Origin of the sequence: Streptomyces sp. SID486, assembly GCF_009865385.1 — a bacterium.
Taxonomy (GTDB): Bacteria; Actinomycetota; Actinomycetes; order Streptomycetales; family Streptomycetaceae; genus Streptomyces.
The window spans coordinates 71912-87577 of the sequence record NZ_WWJT01000404.1 but is presented as its reverse complement, the minus strand read 5'-3'; the positions used below and the strand labels follow the sequence as shown (position 1 = coordinate 87577).

The 15666-nt window shown below is 69.1% G+C and carries 15 protein-coding genes; 7 read left to right on the top strand and 8 right to left on the bottom strand.

Going from position 1 to position 15666, the window contains the following annotated elements:
* Window positions 1-50 precede the first annotated feature (50 nt).
* A complete protein-coding gene (locus GT045_RS19355; protein ID WP_161295462.1) occupies window positions 51-818 on the top strand; it encodes a transposase in 768 nt (255 codons plus the stop codon).
* A gap of 429 nt (window positions 819-1247) precedes the next feature.
* On the opposite strand, the gene GT045_RS19350 is transcribed toward GT045_RS19355, so the two are convergent.
* Window positions 1248-1709: a hypothetical protein gene (locus GT045_RS19350; RefSeq protein WP_161334917.1), complete on the bottom strand. Its 462-nt coding sequence runs from the start codon at window positions 1707-1709 to the stop codon at window positions 1248-1250.
* Window positions 1710-1890: 181 nt separating this feature from the next.
* Here GT045_RS19350 and GT045_RS19345 point away from each other — a divergent pair, with 181 nt between their 5' ends.
* Complete coding sequence (locus GT045_RS19345) at window positions 1891-2349, top strand: SMI1/KNR4 family protein (protein WP_161334916.1); 459 nt, start codon at window positions 1891-1893, stop codon at window positions 2347-2349.
* A 32-nt stretch (window positions 2350-2381) separates the two neighbouring features.
* On the opposite strand, the gene GT045_RS19340 is transcribed toward GT045_RS19345, so the two are convergent.
* From GT045_RS19340 to GT045_RS19325, 4 genes are read right to left on the bottom strand one after another with little or no spacing between them, the layout of a single operon-like run.
* The gene (locus GT045_RS19340; protein WP_161334915.1) at window positions 2382-3803 is read right to left on the bottom strand and encodes an FAD-dependent monooxygenase; all 1422 of its coding nucleotides are present in this window, start codon (window positions 3801-3803) and stop codon (window positions 2382-2384) included.
* On the bottom strand, window positions 3796-4986 hold the full coding sequence (locus tag GT045_RS19335) for an MAB_1171c family putative transporter (protein ID WP_161334914.1): 1191 nt from the start codon (window positions 4984-4986) through the stop codon (window positions 3796-3798). The genes GT045_RS19340 and GT045_RS19335 overlap by 8 nt, the downstream gene beginning before the upstream one ends.
* A gap of 42 nt (window positions 4987-5028) precedes the next feature.
* Window positions 5029-5637, bottom strand: coding sequence for a toxin-antitoxin system, toxin component (locus tag GT045_RS19330; RefSeq protein WP_161296882.1), 609 nt, complete (start codon window positions 5635-5637; stop codon window positions 5029-5031).
* A complete protein-coding gene (locus tag GT045_RS19325; RefSeq protein WP_345942695.1) occupies window positions 5637-6263 on the bottom strand; it encodes a hypothetical protein in 627 nt (208 codons plus the stop codon). Before GT045_RS19325 ends, GT045_RS19330 begins: the two co-directional genes overlap by 1 nt.
* Before the next feature lie 331 nt (window positions 6264-6594).
* On the opposite strand from GT045_RS19325, the gene GT045_RS19320 reads away from it, so the two are divergent.
* A complete protein-coding gene (locus GT045_RS19320; RefSeq protein WP_237538712.1) occupies window positions 6595-6918 on the top strand; it encodes a hypothetical protein in 324 nt (107 codons plus the stop codon).
* A gap of 236 nt (window positions 6919-7154) precedes the next feature.
* Here the strand turns inward: GT045_RS19320 and GT045_RS19315 are convergent, their stop codons facing one another.
* Window positions 7155-8432 carry a M6 family metalloprotease domain-containing protein gene (locus GT045_RS19315; protein WP_161290435.1) on the bottom strand — a complete coding sequence of 426 codons (1278 nt, stop codon included), beginning with the start codon at window positions 8430-8432 and terminating at the stop codon, window positions 7155-7157.
* Between the two features lie 284 nt (window positions 8433-8716).
* On the opposite strand from GT045_RS19315, the gene GT045_RS19310 reads away from it, so the two are divergent.
* Together GT045_RS19310 and GT045_RS19305 are read left to right on the top strand one after the other, a co-directional pair.
* Window positions 8717-9364, top strand: coding sequence for a TetR/AcrR family transcriptional regulator (locus GT045_RS19310; protein ID WP_161290437.1), 648 nt, complete (start codon window positions 8717-8719; stop codon window positions 9362-9364).
* 351 nt (window positions 9365-9715) lie between these two features.
* Window positions 9716-11251 carry an MFS transporter gene (locus GT045_RS19305; RefSeq protein WP_161334913.1) on the top strand — a complete coding sequence of 512 codons (1536 nt, stop codon included), beginning with the start codon at window positions 9716-9718 and terminating at the stop codon, window positions 11249-11251.
* Window positions 11252-11357: 106 nt separating this feature from the next.
* On the opposite strand, the gene GT045_RS19300 is transcribed toward GT045_RS19305, so the two are convergent.
* The gene (locus GT045_RS19300) at window positions 11358-11867 is read right to left on the bottom strand and encodes a MarR family transcriptional regulator (RefSeq protein ID WP_161334912.1); all 510 of its coding nucleotides are present in this window, start codon (window positions 11865-11867) and stop codon (window positions 11358-11360) included.
* Between the two features lie 107 nt (window positions 11868-11974).
* Here GT045_RS19300 and GT045_RS19295 point away from each other — a divergent pair, with 107 nt between their 5' ends.
* The gene (locus GT045_RS19295; RefSeq protein ID WP_161334911.1) at window positions 11975-12766 is read left to right on the top strand and encodes a class III extradiol ring-cleavage dioxygenase; all 792 of its coding nucleotides are present in this window, start codon (window positions 11975-11977) and stop codon (window positions 12764-12766) included.
* Between the two features lie 222 nt (window positions 12767-12988).
* Here GT045_RS19295 and GT045_RS19290 read toward each other — a convergent pair whose 3' ends face one another.
* Complete coding sequence (locus GT045_RS19290; RefSeq protein ID WP_161334910.1) at window positions 12989-13528, bottom strand: GNAT family N-acetyltransferase; 540 nt, start codon at window positions 13526-13528, stop codon at window positions 12989-12991.
* Window positions 13529-13721: 193 nt separating this feature from the next.
* Between GT045_RS19290 and GT045_RS19285 the strand changes: the two genes are divergently transcribed.
* Window positions 13722-14720 carry a sigma-70 family RNA polymerase sigma factor gene (locus GT045_RS19285; RefSeq protein ID WP_161289972.1) on the top strand — a complete coding sequence of 333 codons (999 nt, stop codon included), beginning with the start codon at window positions 13722-13724 and terminating at the stop codon, window positions 14718-14720.
* Window positions 14721-15666: the final 946 nt, after the last annotated feature.

Genomic DNA, 15666 nt, shown 5'->3' with positions numbered 1-15666 from the left:
GCCTAAAGGTTGTCCCGTAACCGGTGGGGCGGTTGGTGCGTTGGCTGGGTATGGGTGGGGTGATCTCAGCAGATGATCCGAAGTGGATCGAGCCGTTCTCGGGGCTGACCGAGGTGCAGTTCGCCAGGCTGGTGGCACTGGTGCGGCGTCGAGGCGGTGACGTGCAGCGGGGCCGGCCGTGGCGGCTGTCGCTGGAGGACCGGGTGCTGCTGGTGGCGACATACTGGCGCACGAACCTCACGTTGCGGCAGGTGGCGCCGTTGTTCGGCATCTCGAAGTCGGCCGCCGACCGCGTCCTCGATCACCTGGCACCTCTACTGGCCCTCTCGCCGGCACGCCGTCCGCGCAAGGACACCGTCTACATCGTGGACGGCACCCTGGTGCCCACCCGCGACCGCAGCATCGCCGCATCCAGCAAGAACTACCGCTACTCGACCAACCTTCAGGTCGTCATCGACGCCAACAGCCGCCTGGTGGTGGCGATCGGCCTGCCGCTGCCCGGCAGCCGCAACGACTGCCGGGCGTTCACGGAGTCCGGCGTCGACCGGGCCTGCCGCGGCACCCCGACCATCGCCGACGGCGGCTACCAGGGAACCGGCCTGCTCATCCCGCACCGAAGACGACGAGGCCAGAGGCACCTCAGTCCGGAGCAGGAAGCGGAGAATGCTGTCCACCGCCGGGCGCGAGCACGTGTGGAACACGCCCTGTCACGGCTGAAGAACTGGAAGATCCTGCGCGACTGCCGACTCAAGGGCACCGGCGTACACCACGCCATGCTCGGCATCGCCCGACTCCACAACATGGCCCTCACCGGATAACCCAGACCCCATACGGGACAACCTCTAGGTGCACCCGATGTAGATGAGCAGAGCGCCGTCGGCTCCGTACGCGGGGATCCGTCGGCGGCGGTGTGTCCTATCCAGGGTGGAGAATTCGGATTCGCTGTCCTGGCGGCACCCGCTGAGGCGTTCTCCGGCTTCGGTGCCTGGCGGAACGATTCGGAGGTGCTCGGTCCTGTCGAACCTCATGCGCTTCGTCCTTGTATTCCGCGATCTGTCTTCTTGACCGGTGGCTGTCATGTCGCCCAGATCGAACCCGCTGGCCTAGCCCTGGCCGGGCCGTACGGTGGACCGCACGGTGATCACCGGATGCAGATCTCTTGCTCGGGATGAAGATGTCGACGTGGTTCCCGTCTGCCTGGTCGACGATGAACTGATACTTTGTGGTCGGTGATCCCGGTTGACTCCTCAGCCCACGTCTCCCCAAACGGCTCGCAGGTCCTTGCAGCGGACGGTGATCGACGCGTCGGTGAGTGCGATCTCGTGCACGCAACCCCCGTCCTCGCCCGGGAGGATCTCGTCGAGTAGCACGGTGTCGACCAGCATCCAGTCAATGGAGTGCTCATAGTCGATGGAGAAGTGCGTCACGCCTGAGTAGCTGATGCGCAGCCCGGCGTCGTGCTTCCACTGATTCGGGGCGAATTCCAGGGTGAGCCCTCCGCTTTTGTCGATAGCCATTTGGATACCGGACAATTCCAGATCCTTCACGCAGCGGCCATTGCCGTGCCCGAGAGCATAATGCGCCGGATCCGACGCGAATTCCCTTGCCCCGGCCGGCAGCTGATCGCGAAACTTGGGGAGTTCGGCCAGATAGGCCCTCGGATCGACATGGAATCCGCCATCGTCCCAAACGGCCGTCACGTACTTCATTTGCAACCTTCCGCGGCGAGAGGCGGTCGCCTCCACGTGTTTCCCGAAATGTCTTCGGTATCCTTCGGGCCGATGCGGCTGGGCGGGGCTCGTGTCATGATCCGGTCTCATGAGTGACCGTTCACTTTCACTCGCCTGGCTGGCTTCGTGGACAGGCAGAGTCTCCGTGACGCTCAGGGCAATGACGGACGAGTTCGAGTGTCGACACGGCTTTCCCCCCGGCATCAACGAGGTCCGGCCGGCCAACCACGACGATCTAGTCGCGGCTCGCGCGCTTGCCCAAGAGGCTCTCATACCGGCTGATCTGGTCACCTTCTACGACAGCATCGGCGACGTCACGTGGGCGGACGTGGGGAACGGCTACTTCCTCGGTCCGGCAAGTGACGCCCTTCTGCGACTCCAGGAGTACGGCGCTGTCGACGTCGGCGCGAACCAGAAGGGTCCTGGTCTGGTCATCGGCTCGAATGGCGGCGGCCTGTCCTACGTCGCGAGCCCTGATGGGTCGGTTCATCGGACACGGACGGCGTCGCTCGACGAACCAGAACTCGACAAGGTAGGCCAAGACCTGCGGCAGTTTGCAGAACTGCTGGAGCAATCCCTGACGCGGTTCGTCGCCGACGGGGAGCCAGGATCTTTCTGAGCCAGCCCGCGGGCCCATTCTGTTGGCTGTTGTCAGCCCGGAAACTCGTCGGGCCCGGTGGCGCGGTTCAGCAGGTCGCGCTCGGTCTGCGTGAAGGGGGGCCGGTCGAGTGGCGTGCGGAGGGGGCCGAGGAGTGCCGTCAGCAGCACGCCGGGTTTGACGAGTGTCGTGGGCGACGCCTGAAGGGCGAGTACGTCGGTCAGGGCCGTGGCCGCGTGGAAGGAGCCTGTTGCGGTGCGGGACAGGCGGCTGACGTAGCGGTGCAGGAGGCGATCCGCGATGGTCGGGCGCTTGCCCTTCGTGGTGGGGAAGTGGATGTCCTGTCCCGTTGCGAGAGCCCACGCATGGTCGATGGGGCGGGCGATGGCGCGCTGGGCGTTGCGGGCGAACCCCGTGGTGAGGCCCTTGGCGAGCTGGTCGCGGAGGGCGACTGCTCCTTGCGCGGCCACTGATATGCCCTGCGCGTAGACGGGGTTGAAGGTGGCGGCCGCGTCTCCCAGCGCGACAAGGCCCTCGGGCCAGTGGGCGAGCCGTTCGTAGTAGTAGCGCCGGTTGGCGGTGCTGTGGGTGAGAGCGACGTCGGTGAGCGGTTCGGCATGTGCCAGGAGGTCGGCCAGGAGGGGGTGGCGCAGGGTGCGGGCGAAGGGTTCGAACGCGTCCGCGTCCCGGGTGGGGTGCCCGCCGGGGGCGCCCATCAGGCTGACGTGCCAGCGGTCACCCTCGATCGGGAGGATGCCCCCCGCGCTGCCGGGCCCGGGCAGGCGCGGGTCGGCTTGCACACCCACCATGGGCCAGTCGCGGGTGGGGACGGGAGCGCGATAGATCCGGCTGGCATAGACCAGACCGGAGTCGATCTCGTCCTGTGCGAGGCCGGTGATGCCGAGCCGGGCGAGCCAGCGGGGAGTGCGGGTGGACCGCCCGGAGGCGTCGATGACCAGGTCGGCGTGCAGATCGTCTTCCACGCCGTCGGTGGTGCGGACGCGCACCCCCGTCACGGCGCGGTGGTCGCCGAGCAGCCCGACGGCCCTGGTGTGCGTGCGCACGGCGACCCGGGGGTCTTTGAGCACCTGTGCGCGGACGACGTGGTCGGTCAGGTCCCGGCTTGCGGTGATCAGGTAATGGGTGGTGCGCCGCCAGCGGCGGTACCAGCCCTCGGGCGAGCAGATGACCATGTTCGTGGTGACGGGTATGCGGTGAGCACCTGCGGCCAGGAGGAGGCCGGTGCTGCCGGGCAGGAGGGTCTCGATCGCCTCGGCGCCGCCGGTCTGCAGCATGTGGATGTGAACGGCCTGGGGGACACCGGTGCGCGGCTCGGGCCCTTCGGGCAGCTCGTGGGCCTCGATGATTTCGACGGCACCGACGTGGTCCTTGACGGCGGCTGCGGCGAGCATGCCTGCCATGCTGCCTCCGACGACGACAACGCGGACGGGGTTGTGGCGCGAGGCCTCACTCATGATGTGCTGCTTCCTTGGGGACGCCGAGTTGATCCAGGAGATTCGGCAGTACGGGCGAGGTGAGCGCCGAGGACAGGGGGAGCAGATCCTGCACGTGCCGTGCCGGTGCGCGCGTCACGTCGTGCGGCTGTCCGGGGTGGGTGCGCTGCTGGTCGCGTGCGACGAGGATCATGGCCGCGTCAGCGGTGGCCGCGGCGCGGGCCTCGTCGTCACCGCCTCGGAGTGCCGCTCGGTAGGCAAAATCGCGGACGGCGGGGTCGCAGTAGGGTGTCAGCGCCAGGAGGGCGTCGTACAGGGCCGTCTTACGGCCGGTGAGGAGCACGGCCGGCGGCGTACCCCACCATGGCTGCGGCGCACGGATCGCGCCGGGGGTGGGCACATGCCGAAGAGCCCGCCACAAGGGTGTGAGCTGCCGCAATTGCTGCACCGCCCGGGCCGTTCGTGCCATGCGTGGGCCGACGAGGGGAAGCGCGAACCCGATGGCGCCGAGAACAGCGACGGGAGCGGCCAGCAGTACGGAAACCCTGTCCACGAGGAAGTCCAGGTTGTGGTCCGTCCACCGGGCAGCCACGGCCACGAGCCTGATGACGTCGTAACACACGATGGTCAGGTAGGCGGGTGCGAGGATGCGCAGACCTGCCCGGAGCGAACCGTGGACGTCGTTGGACCATCGCCAGCACAGTGCGCTGGCAGCCGTCATGGCCACGCCCTGGGCCACCAGATACGTGAGGATCAACTCGCGAATGTAGGGCGTTTCAGCGTAGTAGACGTCGAAAAGGGTGACCTGCTCCACGGGAGCGTTTCCTGCCCAGAACAGAACGATGATGGCCACGATGACGACGCTGTAGGCGGAAACGCATATTCGTGAGAATCGCCGCGTCTGCTCTGGTGGCCCTGGCCGCCAGTTGATGATCAGCAGGAGACTGGCGCCGGCGAATGCGGTCGTCACCGTGTAGACCGTGGGGGCGGCCACATTGGGCACTCCGGTGAGCCGGTTGAGCGTGGTGATGGAGTCCGGGGCGGCCAGGAGCATCTGGCATCCTCCGGCGAACAGCAACACGCAGGCAGCGCGTAACAGCGTGTCGCCCCTTCTGCGGAGCAGCGCGGGAATCTTCAGGGCGCAGACCAGAAGAAGGATGGTCCCGCAGACGTAGAAGCCGAGATCGCCGGGGCCGGACGTCACCGTGCTGCTTCCCTTCTCGGTGAGTGGGTGGGGCGAGCCGGATCAGAGCCGGCGGAAGGGGTGCGCCATGGAGGCATGGATGCGCCCGGCAAGGTTGTGGGGGTCGACCGGCACGCGCGTCTCCGCCAGGACGGTCTGCACGTCGGTGGCGAACCGGAAACCGAAGTGTTCCGCCTCGACCTCTTCGTCGATGTCGCGGGCGTCGGCGCGGGCGGCGAAGTGGAGCGCGGCATCCATGGGCGCGTCGGGAGAAAGGTCGGTGTCAGTCGCCGCGGAGACACGGGCCACGAGTTCCGCCAGCGCACCTGCGGTCTCGTTCTTTCCCGCGCGTGACGCGGCGACGCCGTGGCCGGCGCCGTTGCCACCATGACCCTGGAACATGTGCCACGCCTCGTGACCGATGATCACAAGCTGGTGCTCAGGATCGGTGTTCTTCTCGTAGACGATCAGGTCGTGGCTGGTGCGGTCCACCCATAACCCGCTGGCTGTCGCCGGTGGGAATTCCGCTACGCGCAACCGGACCGGGCGGCCACGCACCTGGCTGAGCGCCTGTCCTATGGAGAGGACGACATCCTCTTTTCCGACCAGCGGCCTGATGGTCCCGACGAGTCGGGCGCTGAGCTTCCGCATCGCTTTCGGTCCCGTGTTCATCAGTGTCCTTCGTCGTCGAGATCCAGCAGGGCCTTCAGCGTCGCGTTGAGCACCTTCCAGCGCTCCGGAGGGAGATCGCGCGCCTGCCGCAGGGCGATGCCGCGCACGTCGTCGTACTCCCACAGGACTTCGGTCAGTGGATCACCCGCGGCTTGCGGTCTGTCCGGCGTCGGCTGCGCCGCGGCGAGCATGGGCAGCAGCGCCTGGTTCAGAGCCTCGGAGGCCGGGGCCGTGAAGAACGCCTCGCCTCCTTTGACCCCGAAGAAGTCCACCAGGCCGTGCAGGAGTTCCACGCTGGGGACCTTTTCGCCGGAGCACACCTTCCGCGCCCAGAACGCGGAGATGCCCAACTGCTGCGAAATGCTGCCGGCGAGGTCCGACATGCGCTTGCCGGTCCTCGTCAGGTAGGCGTCGGCGAGCGCCTTGATGCGGGTGCGAACCCGGTCGTTGACGGTATCGGCCGTCGGTTCACCGCCCCGCAGCAAGGTGCGAACGGTGTCTTCGGACAGGGCTGTTCTGTCTGCCAGCTCCGCGGGGTCGAGCAGCTCCGCGGGATCCGTCCCTCGCTCTCGGATCAGTGCCTGAAGACGCTCGACCGTCGCTGACAGAGGCGGGGCAGGGTCCACCAGCGGCCTCCAGGGTGCGCGGGCGCTCAGGTCAGTGTGCAGGGCACCCTATCGACGCCTCCCCCGGGTATCAACGATCGTTTATGGCCGAGCTGTCGATCGCTGACGTGCCGTGCCGTGCCGTCGGCCCGTGACGGCTCCCCATGTGCCGGCGCGATGTGCCGGCGAGCGAGCACTCAACGATCGATAGCTAGACGAAAACTATCGTTGACAGCATGTGTTCGGGCGTAGCACGATCCTGTGCCGGAGCCGTCGGTGGCCGCATGGTGCTGGGGTTCCCGCCGCGCGTCGCGAAGCCAGTCATCCGTTTGCAATTCGACTATCAGATTGGATGCTTGGCATGCATGTGCCAGCTCTGCAGCCTGTCCGTCAGTTGACCGACAGTGACTTCACCAAGGAGGACGTGGCGGAATTCCATCGCCTCATGACGGCGCTTCTCGCCACGTGCGAAACGGTCGTCGATCGCTATGCGGTGGAAGGCGTATGGGCTCCGTCCGCCTCCGGACTCCTGGGGCAGTTCGGTGAGACCATGCAGGTGGCCGCGGAGATCTCCCAGCGGCTCAACCAGACGCGCAGTGGCATCCGCAGGATCGCCGGCAGGGCCCGTGAGCGCCTCCACGCCTGCGACGCGCGACTCGACGCCCCTTCCGTGTAGCCCCGAGCGCCGCGCCTCCACGCCTGCGACGCGCGACTGGACGCCTCTTCCGCGTGGCCCCGAGCGCCGTCCGACGACAGCTGACGCAATGGACCGGGCTGCTTAAAGCTCCGCTGCGGCCGCCCCGGTCGGCTCCTCGTTCCCCGGGAACACTCCTCGTTCCCCGGGAACACTCCTCGTTCCCCGGGAGTACTCCTCATTCCCCGGTAATCGAACTTCGCCCCCTTGCCTCAGCCTTAGCCCCGAGTGATCCGGATCCGGTAGTTGCCGTCGTCGTCCGTGCTCACCACCTGTACCGCGATGCCGTGCCGGGGGTCCTTGAAGGTCTCGCCCGGGGTGAAGGGGGCGTCGGAGAGTTCCGTGTGGACGTTGGGGCTGCGGGTGCAGCCGCCGCTGGCGCGGTGGCTGTCGAAGACGGTGATCGGGCCGCGGCCGGTGTCGACCGTGGAGTCGATCCGGTAGATGAGGACACCCGGGCGGCACACGGCCTCGTCGTTGCCGCCCTGTGCGCGGACCTCCAGCGCGTAGGTGGTGCGCGAGGTGACCGGCACCAGGACCAGCTTCCCGCCGCCCGGCCTGTACAGCGGGGACAGGGTGAACTCCACTTTGCCCCGTGCCGACGCGCAGCCGACCTGGCCGCCGTCCAGCCAGCCCAGCTTCCACTTGTGCCAGCCGAGCAGATCGTTGTTGGCGCCCCAGTCCTCGCTCATGATGTCCCAGTGCCCGACCGCGCCCCCGCCGTCCTGCGTGTACAGGTCGGGCAGGCCGAAGGTGTGGCCGTTCTCGTGGGGGAGGACCCGGTAGCCGGTGCGGTCGTAGGAGCCGGAGCCGTCGTCCTGGCGGGAGTAGACGAAGGAGGCGTTGGATATGCGTATGCCGTCGGCGACCGGTGCGTCGTCGTTGCCGGCGAACGTCACGGACAGCACGGTGTCCAGGGCGGAGGGTCCGGCGTTCGGGGTGACGAGCACGTTGAGCAGGTCGTAGCTGCGGAAGTCCACGGTCGGGTCGGCGGCGGCCACTATGTCCTGGACCAGGTTCCGGTAGCCGGGGTCGAAGGGTGCGCCGCGCTCTATGCCGTAGTCCCGGAAACGCTTCGGCATGCGCAGCCAGTCGGTGACGGGGGTCTCGGGGCGGTAGTCGAGACGGCCGTACGACGCGGCGCGGAACCAGTCCTGGGTCTGCGGGAAGAACTCGTGGAAGCGGTCCATGGCGCTGCCCTGGCCGGGCGCGTCGGCGAAGTCGACCATCAGGGTCAGGGCGCGGACCGTGCCCGTGGAGCGGGAGTACCCGGGCGGAGTGGGCAGACCCTCGGTCATCTGCACGTCCATCGCGCTGTGGATCATGCAGGGTACGAGTGCGGAGGAGCGGGCCAGGCCGATGGGGCCGGCGGTGGTGGGCGCCGTCAGATGTCCGGTCCCGGCCGAGGTGCTGACCGCGAGGGTCAGTACGGTCACCAGGGCGAGGGCGGCTATCCGGCGCCGGCGTATGCGGCGGGGCGGCGGCTGCGGCTGCATGCAGGGACCTTTCGCGCCACGGCAGCCGCCGATCTCCGGCTGCACCCATGCGCTCACCCTGTGTCGGCGGCGCGGCGGCCGCGCGCTGGAGGAGACCGAAGGTGGGAATGCGCGCCCGCGTAGGGGTGAAAGCCGGCGGACGGTGATTGTGTCTCAGGTCACATGCATTCTTTCCGCGGCCGGGAAATAACCGGGGACGCCTTCCCCGTTTAGCCCAGTGTCCGAGCGAAACGGGGACCTGCTCCCCGGATCGCCCCAGCAGTCTCGTCCTTCAAGGAGTGCCCGTGCCGACCGCGACCCTCCCCGCCGTGCGCAAGGTGTCCCGGCCTCGCGCCGACGCCCTGCGCAACCGGGAGCGGATCGTCACCGCCGCCCGCGAGATGTTCGTCGAGCACGGCCCGGATGTGCCGCTCGACGAGATCGCCCGACGGGCCGGCGTCGGAAACGCCACGGTGTACCGCAACTTCCCCGACCGTGACGCCCTCGTCCGCGAGGTCGTCTGTTCCGTCATGGACCGTACGGCCGGGGCGGCCGAACTGGCTCTCGCGGAGACCGGGGACGCCTTCGCCGCCCTGGAGCACTTCGTGCACGCCGCCGCCGACGAGCGGATCAGCGCGCTGTGCCCCATGGTGTCCAGCACCTTCGACCAGAACCATCCCGACCTGGTGGCCTCCCGGGAGCGCATCGAGCGGCTCGTGGAGGAGCTCATGGGACGGGCCGAAGAGGCCGGTCAGCTCCGGCCGGACGTCGGCGTGGGCGATCTGCTGATCGTCGTGAGCCAGTTGAGCCGGCCCCCGGCCGGCACGGACTGCCTCCGCGGCGACCGCTTCGTCCACCGCCACCTGCAGCTGTTCCTCGACGGTCTGCGCGCCCCCGCCCGCTCCGCCCTTCCCGGCAGGGCCGTCAGCATCAAGGAGCTGCGCGACTCCTGACCGATCAGTTCAGCGCCCGTCATCAGTCCACCCACCCAGGCAACAGGCCGGTCCCGCCACCCCGGCCTCTCCGTCTCTCCCGGCTCCACGTTCTCTCCCGGCTCCACGTTCTTCCGTCTCTCCGCCTTACTCCGTTTTCTCGCCTTTCTCGCCGTTTTTCGTCACCGCCGTCCGACACGACTTCCTTCACGCCGTACGGCACGTCTTCCGTAGCGCCGTCCGGCACGTCTTCCGTCGCGTCGGCCAACACGTCTTCCGCCACGCCGTAGACGCGTCTTGCGTCCCGCCGTCCGACACGCCTTCCGTACGTCTTCCGTCACGAAGTCACGAAGTCCCGAAGTGGGTACCTCCATGTCCGAAACAGCCCTCAAGGCTCCCCGCGCCGCCGCTCCCAGCGGCGACGCCAACCGCTGGAAAGCGCTCGTCTTCATCGCGCTCGCCCAGCTGATGGTCGTCCTGGACGCCACCATCGTGAACATCGCTCTGCCCTCCGCCCAGACCGATCTCGGCATATCCGACGGCAACCGGCAGTGGGTCGTCACCGCCTACGCCCTCGCCTTCGGCGGTCTGCTGCTCTTCGGCGGCCGGATCGCCGACCTGTGGGGCCGCAAGCGTGCCTTCGTGCTGGGGCTGGGCGGTTTCGCCGCCGCCTCCGCGCTCGGCGGTGCCGCCACCACCGGCGCGATGATGTTCGGTGCCCGCGCCCTCCAGGGCGTCTTCGGCGCACTGCTCGCCCCGGCCGCGCTGTCCCTGCTCGCCGTGATGTTCACCGACGCCAAGGAGCGCGCCAAGGCGTTCGGCATCTACGGCGCCATCGCGGGCGGCGGCGGTGCCGTCGGCCTGATCCTCGGCGGTTTCCTCACCGAGTACCTGGACTGGCGCTGGACCTTCTTCGTGAACATCCCGTTCGCCGTGGTCGCCGCGGCCGGTGCCTACTTCGTCATCCGCGAGCCGGAGGGCGGACGCAACCGCTCCCCGCTCGACATCCCGGGCGTGATCCTGTCCACCCTCGGCCTGGTCGCCCTCGTGTACGGCTTCACCCGCGCCGAGTCCGACGGCTGGGGTGACACGGTGACCGTGTCGATGTTCGTCGCGTCCGTGGTGCTGCTCCTCGCCTTCGTGGTGGTGGAGTCCAAGGTCAAGGCCCCGCTGCTGCCGCTGCGCGTGGTGACCGACCGCAACCGCGGCGGCATCTACCTCTCCCTCGGTCTCGCGATCATCGGCATGTTCGGCCTGTTCCTCTTCCTGACCTACTACCTCCAGGTCGTGAAGGGCTACTCGCCGGTCAAGACCGGGTTCGCGTTCCTGCCGATGGTGGCCGGCATGATCACCGGTTCCACCCAGATCGGTGCCCGCCTGATGACGCGGGTCCCGGCCCGGCTGCTGATGGGCCCCGGCTTCCTCCTCGCCGCGCTCGGCATGCTGCTGCTGACCCAGCTGGAGATCGACTCCTCGTACGCCGCGCTGCTGCTGCCCGCGATGCTGCTGCTCGGTCTCGGCATGGGTACGGCGTTCATGCCGGCGATGTCCCTGGCCACGCAGGGTGTCCAGCCCCGGGATGCCGGTGTCGCCTCCGCGATGGTCAACACCTCGCAGCAGGTGGGCGGCGCGATCGGCACCGCCCTGCTGAACACGATCGCCGCCTCGGCGACCACGTCCTACATCAAGGACCACATCGCCGCTGCCAGCGCCAAGCCGCAGCAGCTGGTCAAGCTGGAGGGCATGGTGCACGGCTACACGGCCGCGATCTGGGTCGCCGTCGGCATCCTGGCGCTCGCCTCGCTGATCGCGTTCACCTTCGTCAACGCCGGCCGTCCCGACACCACGGCCGTGACCTCCGGCGATGGCGTCGAGGACGAACTGCCCGTGCCTGTGGTGGCCCACTGAGCACGCGTACGGTGATCCGCCCCCGTGCCTGTGGTGGCCCACTGAGCACGTACGGTGATCCACCCCCGGTCCGCTCGGTGACCCGGCCGGCGGACCGGCGGGCGGTCTAGCGGAGCCAGGGCAGGTCCGCACCCGCTTCCTCGGGCTGGAGGCCCTCGGCGACGATCTCCATGATCTCGCCGAGGGCCTTCTGCTGTTCGGGGCTGAGCCGCTCGAACAGCGCCTGCCGTACGGCGGTCACATGGCCGGGCGCGGTATGCCGCAGGACCTCGAAGCCCGCCTCGGTGAGGACGGCGAACTGGCCGCGCTTGTCGGAGGAGCAGTCCTCGCGGCGCACCCAGCCGTTCTTCTCCAGCCGGGCGACGGCGTGCGAGAGCCGGGAGCGGGTGATCTTCGCCTTCATGGCCAGCTCGGTCATCCGCAGCCGACGGCGCGGCGCCTCGGCGAGGCTGACGAGAAGGCCGTAGTAGATGTGCGGCATGCCCGCGTCCCGCTGCAGCTGCCGGTCGAGGTGGTCCTCCAGCAGGGTGGTGGCGTGCAGGTAGGAGCGCCAGACGCGCTGTTCCTCGTCGGTGAGCCAGCGGTGCCCCGCGGCGGAGTCCGGTGCCGTGTTCATATGTCCCACTGTACGAGCCATCTCCTTGAAACTTGAACAAGTGAGGGGTAGGGTTTCGCGGTAGAACTTGAGAGTTAAAGCATCTGGGATCGTCAGGAGCCGCCGCGATGACCGTCACCCCCCAGGAGCGCATGCCCGCGCTGTACCTCAGCCATGGCGCACCGCCCCTCGCCGACGACCCGGTGTGGCCCGGCCAGCTCGCCGCCTGGTCTGCCGACCTGCCCCGCCCCACCGCGATCCTCATGGTCTCCGCGCACTGGGAGGAGGCGCCGCTCGCCCTCGGCGCGGTCGAGACCGTCCCGCTCGTCCACGACTTCTGGGGCTTCCCCGAGCGCTACTACCGGGTCCGGTACGCCGCTCCCGGCGCCCCCGCGCTCGCCGACTCCGTCCGCAAGCTGCTGCGCGCCCCCGGCACCCCCGTCCAGGACATTCCCGACCGGGGTCTCGACCACGGCGCCTATGTCCCCCTCGTCGAGATGTACCCGGACGCCGACATCCCCGTCCTTCAGATCTCCCTGCCCACCCTCGACCCGGTCCGCCTCATGGGCATCGGCCGCAGGCTGGCCCCGCTGCGCGACGAGGGCGTACTGATCGTGGGCTCCGGCTTCTTCACCCACAACCTGGCCGCACTGCGGCACACCGGAGGCGGCGTGCCCTCCTGGTCGTCCGAGTTCGACGACTGGGGCCGGCGCGCCCTGGAGTCCCGCGACTGGGACGCCCTGCTCGACTTCCTGGACAAAGCCCCCGCCGGCCGCTACGCCCATCCGCGCACCGAACACTTCGCCCCGCTCTTCGTGACCATGGGCGCGGCGGAGGCGGGCGGCGAGCCGGACGCGCAGAAATCGGTGATCGACGGGTTCTGGATGGGGATGGCGAAGCGGTCGGTGCAGTTCGGGTGAGAGGCCGCCCGCCCCCCGGCTTAGGTGGGCGGCCGAGGGGCCGGGGGAGGGGCCGGTGCGAGGCGGAGTGCCTGCGGGGCCGGTTCCGGCTGTGGCGCATGCGGGGTCTGTTCCCGGTGTGGCGCCTGCGAGGAAGGTTCCGGCTGTGGCGCCTGCGGGGCCGGTTTCGGGTGTGGCGCATGCGGGGCCGTCGTCCTGCGGCGGGGCGCACGGGCGCCCGGCTCAGCCGAGGTCCTTCTCGTACCAGGCCACGTCCCAGTAGCGGCCGAACTTGCGGCCGACCTCGCGGTGCGTGCCCACATGACGGAAGCCGAAGCGGACGTGAAGCCGGGTGGACGCCTCGTTGGGCTGGGCGATCCCGGCGTAGGCGCGGTGCACGTCCTGTCCGGCCAGTGCCTCGAACAGGGCGGCGTAGAGTGCCGTGCCGATCCCGCGCCGGCCGGTGGTGGCTCCTGTGCGTGAGTCCGGGGCGACGTACACGGATGTCTCCACGGATGTCGCGTACGCCGGCTTCGGCCGGTAAGGGCCGGCTGTGGCGTACCCGAGAATCTCCTGTGAGGTCGTGTCCGTGGCAACCATCAGCCGGTGCGGGCCGTCTTCCGGGTGGGAGAGCAGCCAGGGGCGCCGCTCCGCCGGAGTGAAGATCGCGGTGTCGAATGTGATGGCCGTCTCACGAACGTAGTGGTTGTAGATCGCTGTGAGGGCGCTGAGGTCACCCTCGACTCCCGCCCTGACCTGCACCTCAGCACGTTCCGACGGCATCTTGCCTCCCAGGGTGGCCGACAGGGTACTGCATGATCAGAAAAATTGGGGGGTGGGTTGGGAATTCTGTCCGGATTCCAGTCGTTGTTTCCCACGGATGCCGGGCACTCGGAGAGAGTCCCAGAGACGATCCCCAGCAGAGCCGAGCGTTCACCAGGACCACCCGCCAGCCCACCATCGCAAGGGAGCACGCATGGCAACCCGTGCCGTCGCCCGTCGTAAGTCCGCCACCGGCGAGACGGCCGACTCGGCAAGCAGTGTTCGCGCTCATGGCGGCGAGATCGCAGACCGCGACCTGGTCGGCATGTACCTCGACGAGATCGCGCGTACGCCGCTTCTCGACGCCGCGAAGGAGGTCGAGCTGTCCCAGACCATCGAGGCGGGCGTCTTCGCGACGCAGGTCCTCGAGGGTGAGGAGGAGTCCAGGTCGGACGCCTCCCGGGCGGAGCTCGAGGCCCTCGTCGACGCCGGTGAGCGGGCCAAGGACGTCTTCATCCGCTCCAACCTGCGCCTGGTCGTCGCGGTCGCCCGCCGGTACCCGCGCAGCGGTCTGCCCCTGCTGGACCTGATCCAGGAGGGCAACGCGGGCCTGGTGCGCGCCGTCGAGAAGTTCGACTACCGCAAGGGCTTCAAGTTCTCGACGTACGCCACCTGGTGGATCCGGCAGGCCATCACCCGGTCCATCGCCGACCAGTCCCGCACGATCCGGCTGCCCGTCCACCTGGTGGAGGAGCTCGGCCGAATCCGCCGCGTCCAGCGCGAGTTCAACCGCGAGCACGGCCGCGACCCGGAGCCCGCGGAGATCGCCGGTGAGCTGGGCTCCACACCGGAGCGCGTCATCGACGTCCTCGACTGGGCCCGCGATCCGGTCTCCCTGAACATGTCGGTGGACGACGAGGGTGAGACCCAGTTCGGCGACCTGCTGGAGGACACGTCCGCGGTGTCGCCGGAGCAGTCGGTGCTGACGCTGCTGCGCAGCGAGGAACTGGACGACCTGATCGGCCGCCTGGATCAGCGCACGGCCTCCATCATCAAGATGCGGTACGGCATCGAGGACGGACGGGAGCGCACCCTGACCGAGGTCGGCAAGGAGCACGGTCTGACCCGCGAGCGCATCCGCCAGATCGAGAAGCACGCCCTCCTCGAACTGAAGAAGCTGGCCCGCGACACCGGCTTCGACGCGGCGGCGTAGCGCACACGAGGCTCCGTGAGCCGCCCGCCGGAGGACGGCGGGCGGCGGGTGCCGGGGGTGTGTGTGCGGGCGGCGGATGCCCGAGGGATGTCCAGGGCCGCGGGCGCCTGAGGGGTGTTCAGGGCCGCGGGCGCGAGGGGTGTCCGGGCGGCGGGTGTCCGAGAGGCAAGCGGGCGACCGGGATCCTGTCCCTCTCGTGCGGGTACGGTCGGATACGACCCACCCGCGCGGTGCGTACGCCCGGTGGCGAAAGACGGCGCAAACATGGCGCTGTCCCGTCGCTTCAACCACTGGGCCCGAGGGAACAACCCTTCCGAGCCCGGAAAAGGGCCCCGCGAAACGGACCGCACTCCCCAAGTGCACACCCGCACAGCCCCCACATCGCACAGCCCCATACAGCACGGTCCCCCACAGCACAGCCTCATACAGCGCATACCGGCCGACGGCCGGCAGTGGCTGACCCCACGTGAGCCATGTCCCGACGCAATCCCCCCCCGGCGCCGGGACTTCCCGAGCCGGACTTCGGCGCCCACCCCCCCCGGGCGCCGGAGTCCGGCTGTTTTTCTCATGCCGAGAGTGGCGTGGGCCTTGGGGTTCGGATTCCGACGGCTTGGTGTCCGGTGACTCGGCGCTCGGCGCTCGGCAGCTCTGTGCCCGGTGACTCGGCGTTCGGCGCTCGGCAGCTCTGTGTCCGGTGGCTCGGCGTTCGGCGCTCGGCAGCTCTGTGCCCGGTGGCTCGGCGGCTGGGTGTCCGGGGTTCGCCAGCTGGGAGGCGGGCCGTCAGGGAGCCAACCGCCGGGGCTCGGGGGTTCGGGCCGTCGGGGGCTCGGGGCGTCCTGAGAGAGTCGGGCGTAGGAGGCCGGGGCGTAGGAGGCCGGGGCGTCGGAGGGCCGGCCCTCGGGTTCGTACGCGGGGAAGCGGATCGGGTCCCGGTACGGCTGCGCGG

Coding starts and splice junctions, on each gene's coding strand:
- GT045_RS19355 (WP_161295462.1), top strand. CDS start 51: ATGGGTGGGGTGATCTCAGCAGATGATCCGAAGTGGATCGAGCCGTTC.
- GT045_RS19350 (WP_161334917.1), bottom strand. CDS start 1,709: ATGAAGTACGTGACGGCCGTTTGGGACGATGGCGGATTCCATGTCGAT.
- GT045_RS19345 (WP_161334916.1), top strand. CDS start 1,891: ATGACGGACGAGTTCGAGTGTCGACACGGCTTTCCCCCCGGCATCAAC.
- GT045_RS19340 (WP_161334915.1), bottom strand. CDS start 3,803: ATGAGTGAGGCCTCGCGCCACAACCCCGTCCGCGTTGTCGTCGTCGGA.
- GT045_RS19330 (WP_161296882.1), bottom strand. CDS start 5,637: ATGAACACGGGACCGAAAGCGATGCGGAAGCTCAGCGCCCGACTCGTC.
- GT045_RS19320 (WP_237538712.1), top strand. CDS start 6,595: ATGCTTGGCATGCATGTGCCAGCTCTGCAGCCTGTCCGTCAGTTGACC.
- GT045_RS19315 (WP_161290435.1), bottom strand. CDS start 8,432: ATGCAGCCGCAGCCGCCGCCCCGCCGCATACGCCGGCGCCGGATAGCC.
- GT045_RS19305 (WP_161334913.1), top strand. CDS start 9,716: ATGTCCGAAACAGCCCTCAAGGCTCCCCGCGCCGCCGCTCCCAGCGGC.
- GT045_RS19300 (WP_161334912.1), bottom strand. CDS start 11,867: ATGAACACGGCACCGGACTCCGCCGCGGGGCACCGCTGGCTCACCGAC.
- GT045_RS19295 (WP_161334911.1), top strand. CDS start 11,975: ATGACCGTCACCCCCCAGGAGCGCATGCCCGCGCTGTACCTCAGCCAT.
- GT045_RS19290 (WP_161334910.1), bottom strand. CDS start 13,528: ATGCCGTCGGAACGTGCTGAGGTGCAGGTCAGGGCGGGAGTCGAGGGT.
- GT045_RS19285 (WP_161289972.1), top strand. CDS start 13,722: ATGGCAACCCGTGCCGTCGCCCGTCGTAAGTCCGCCACCGGCGAGACG.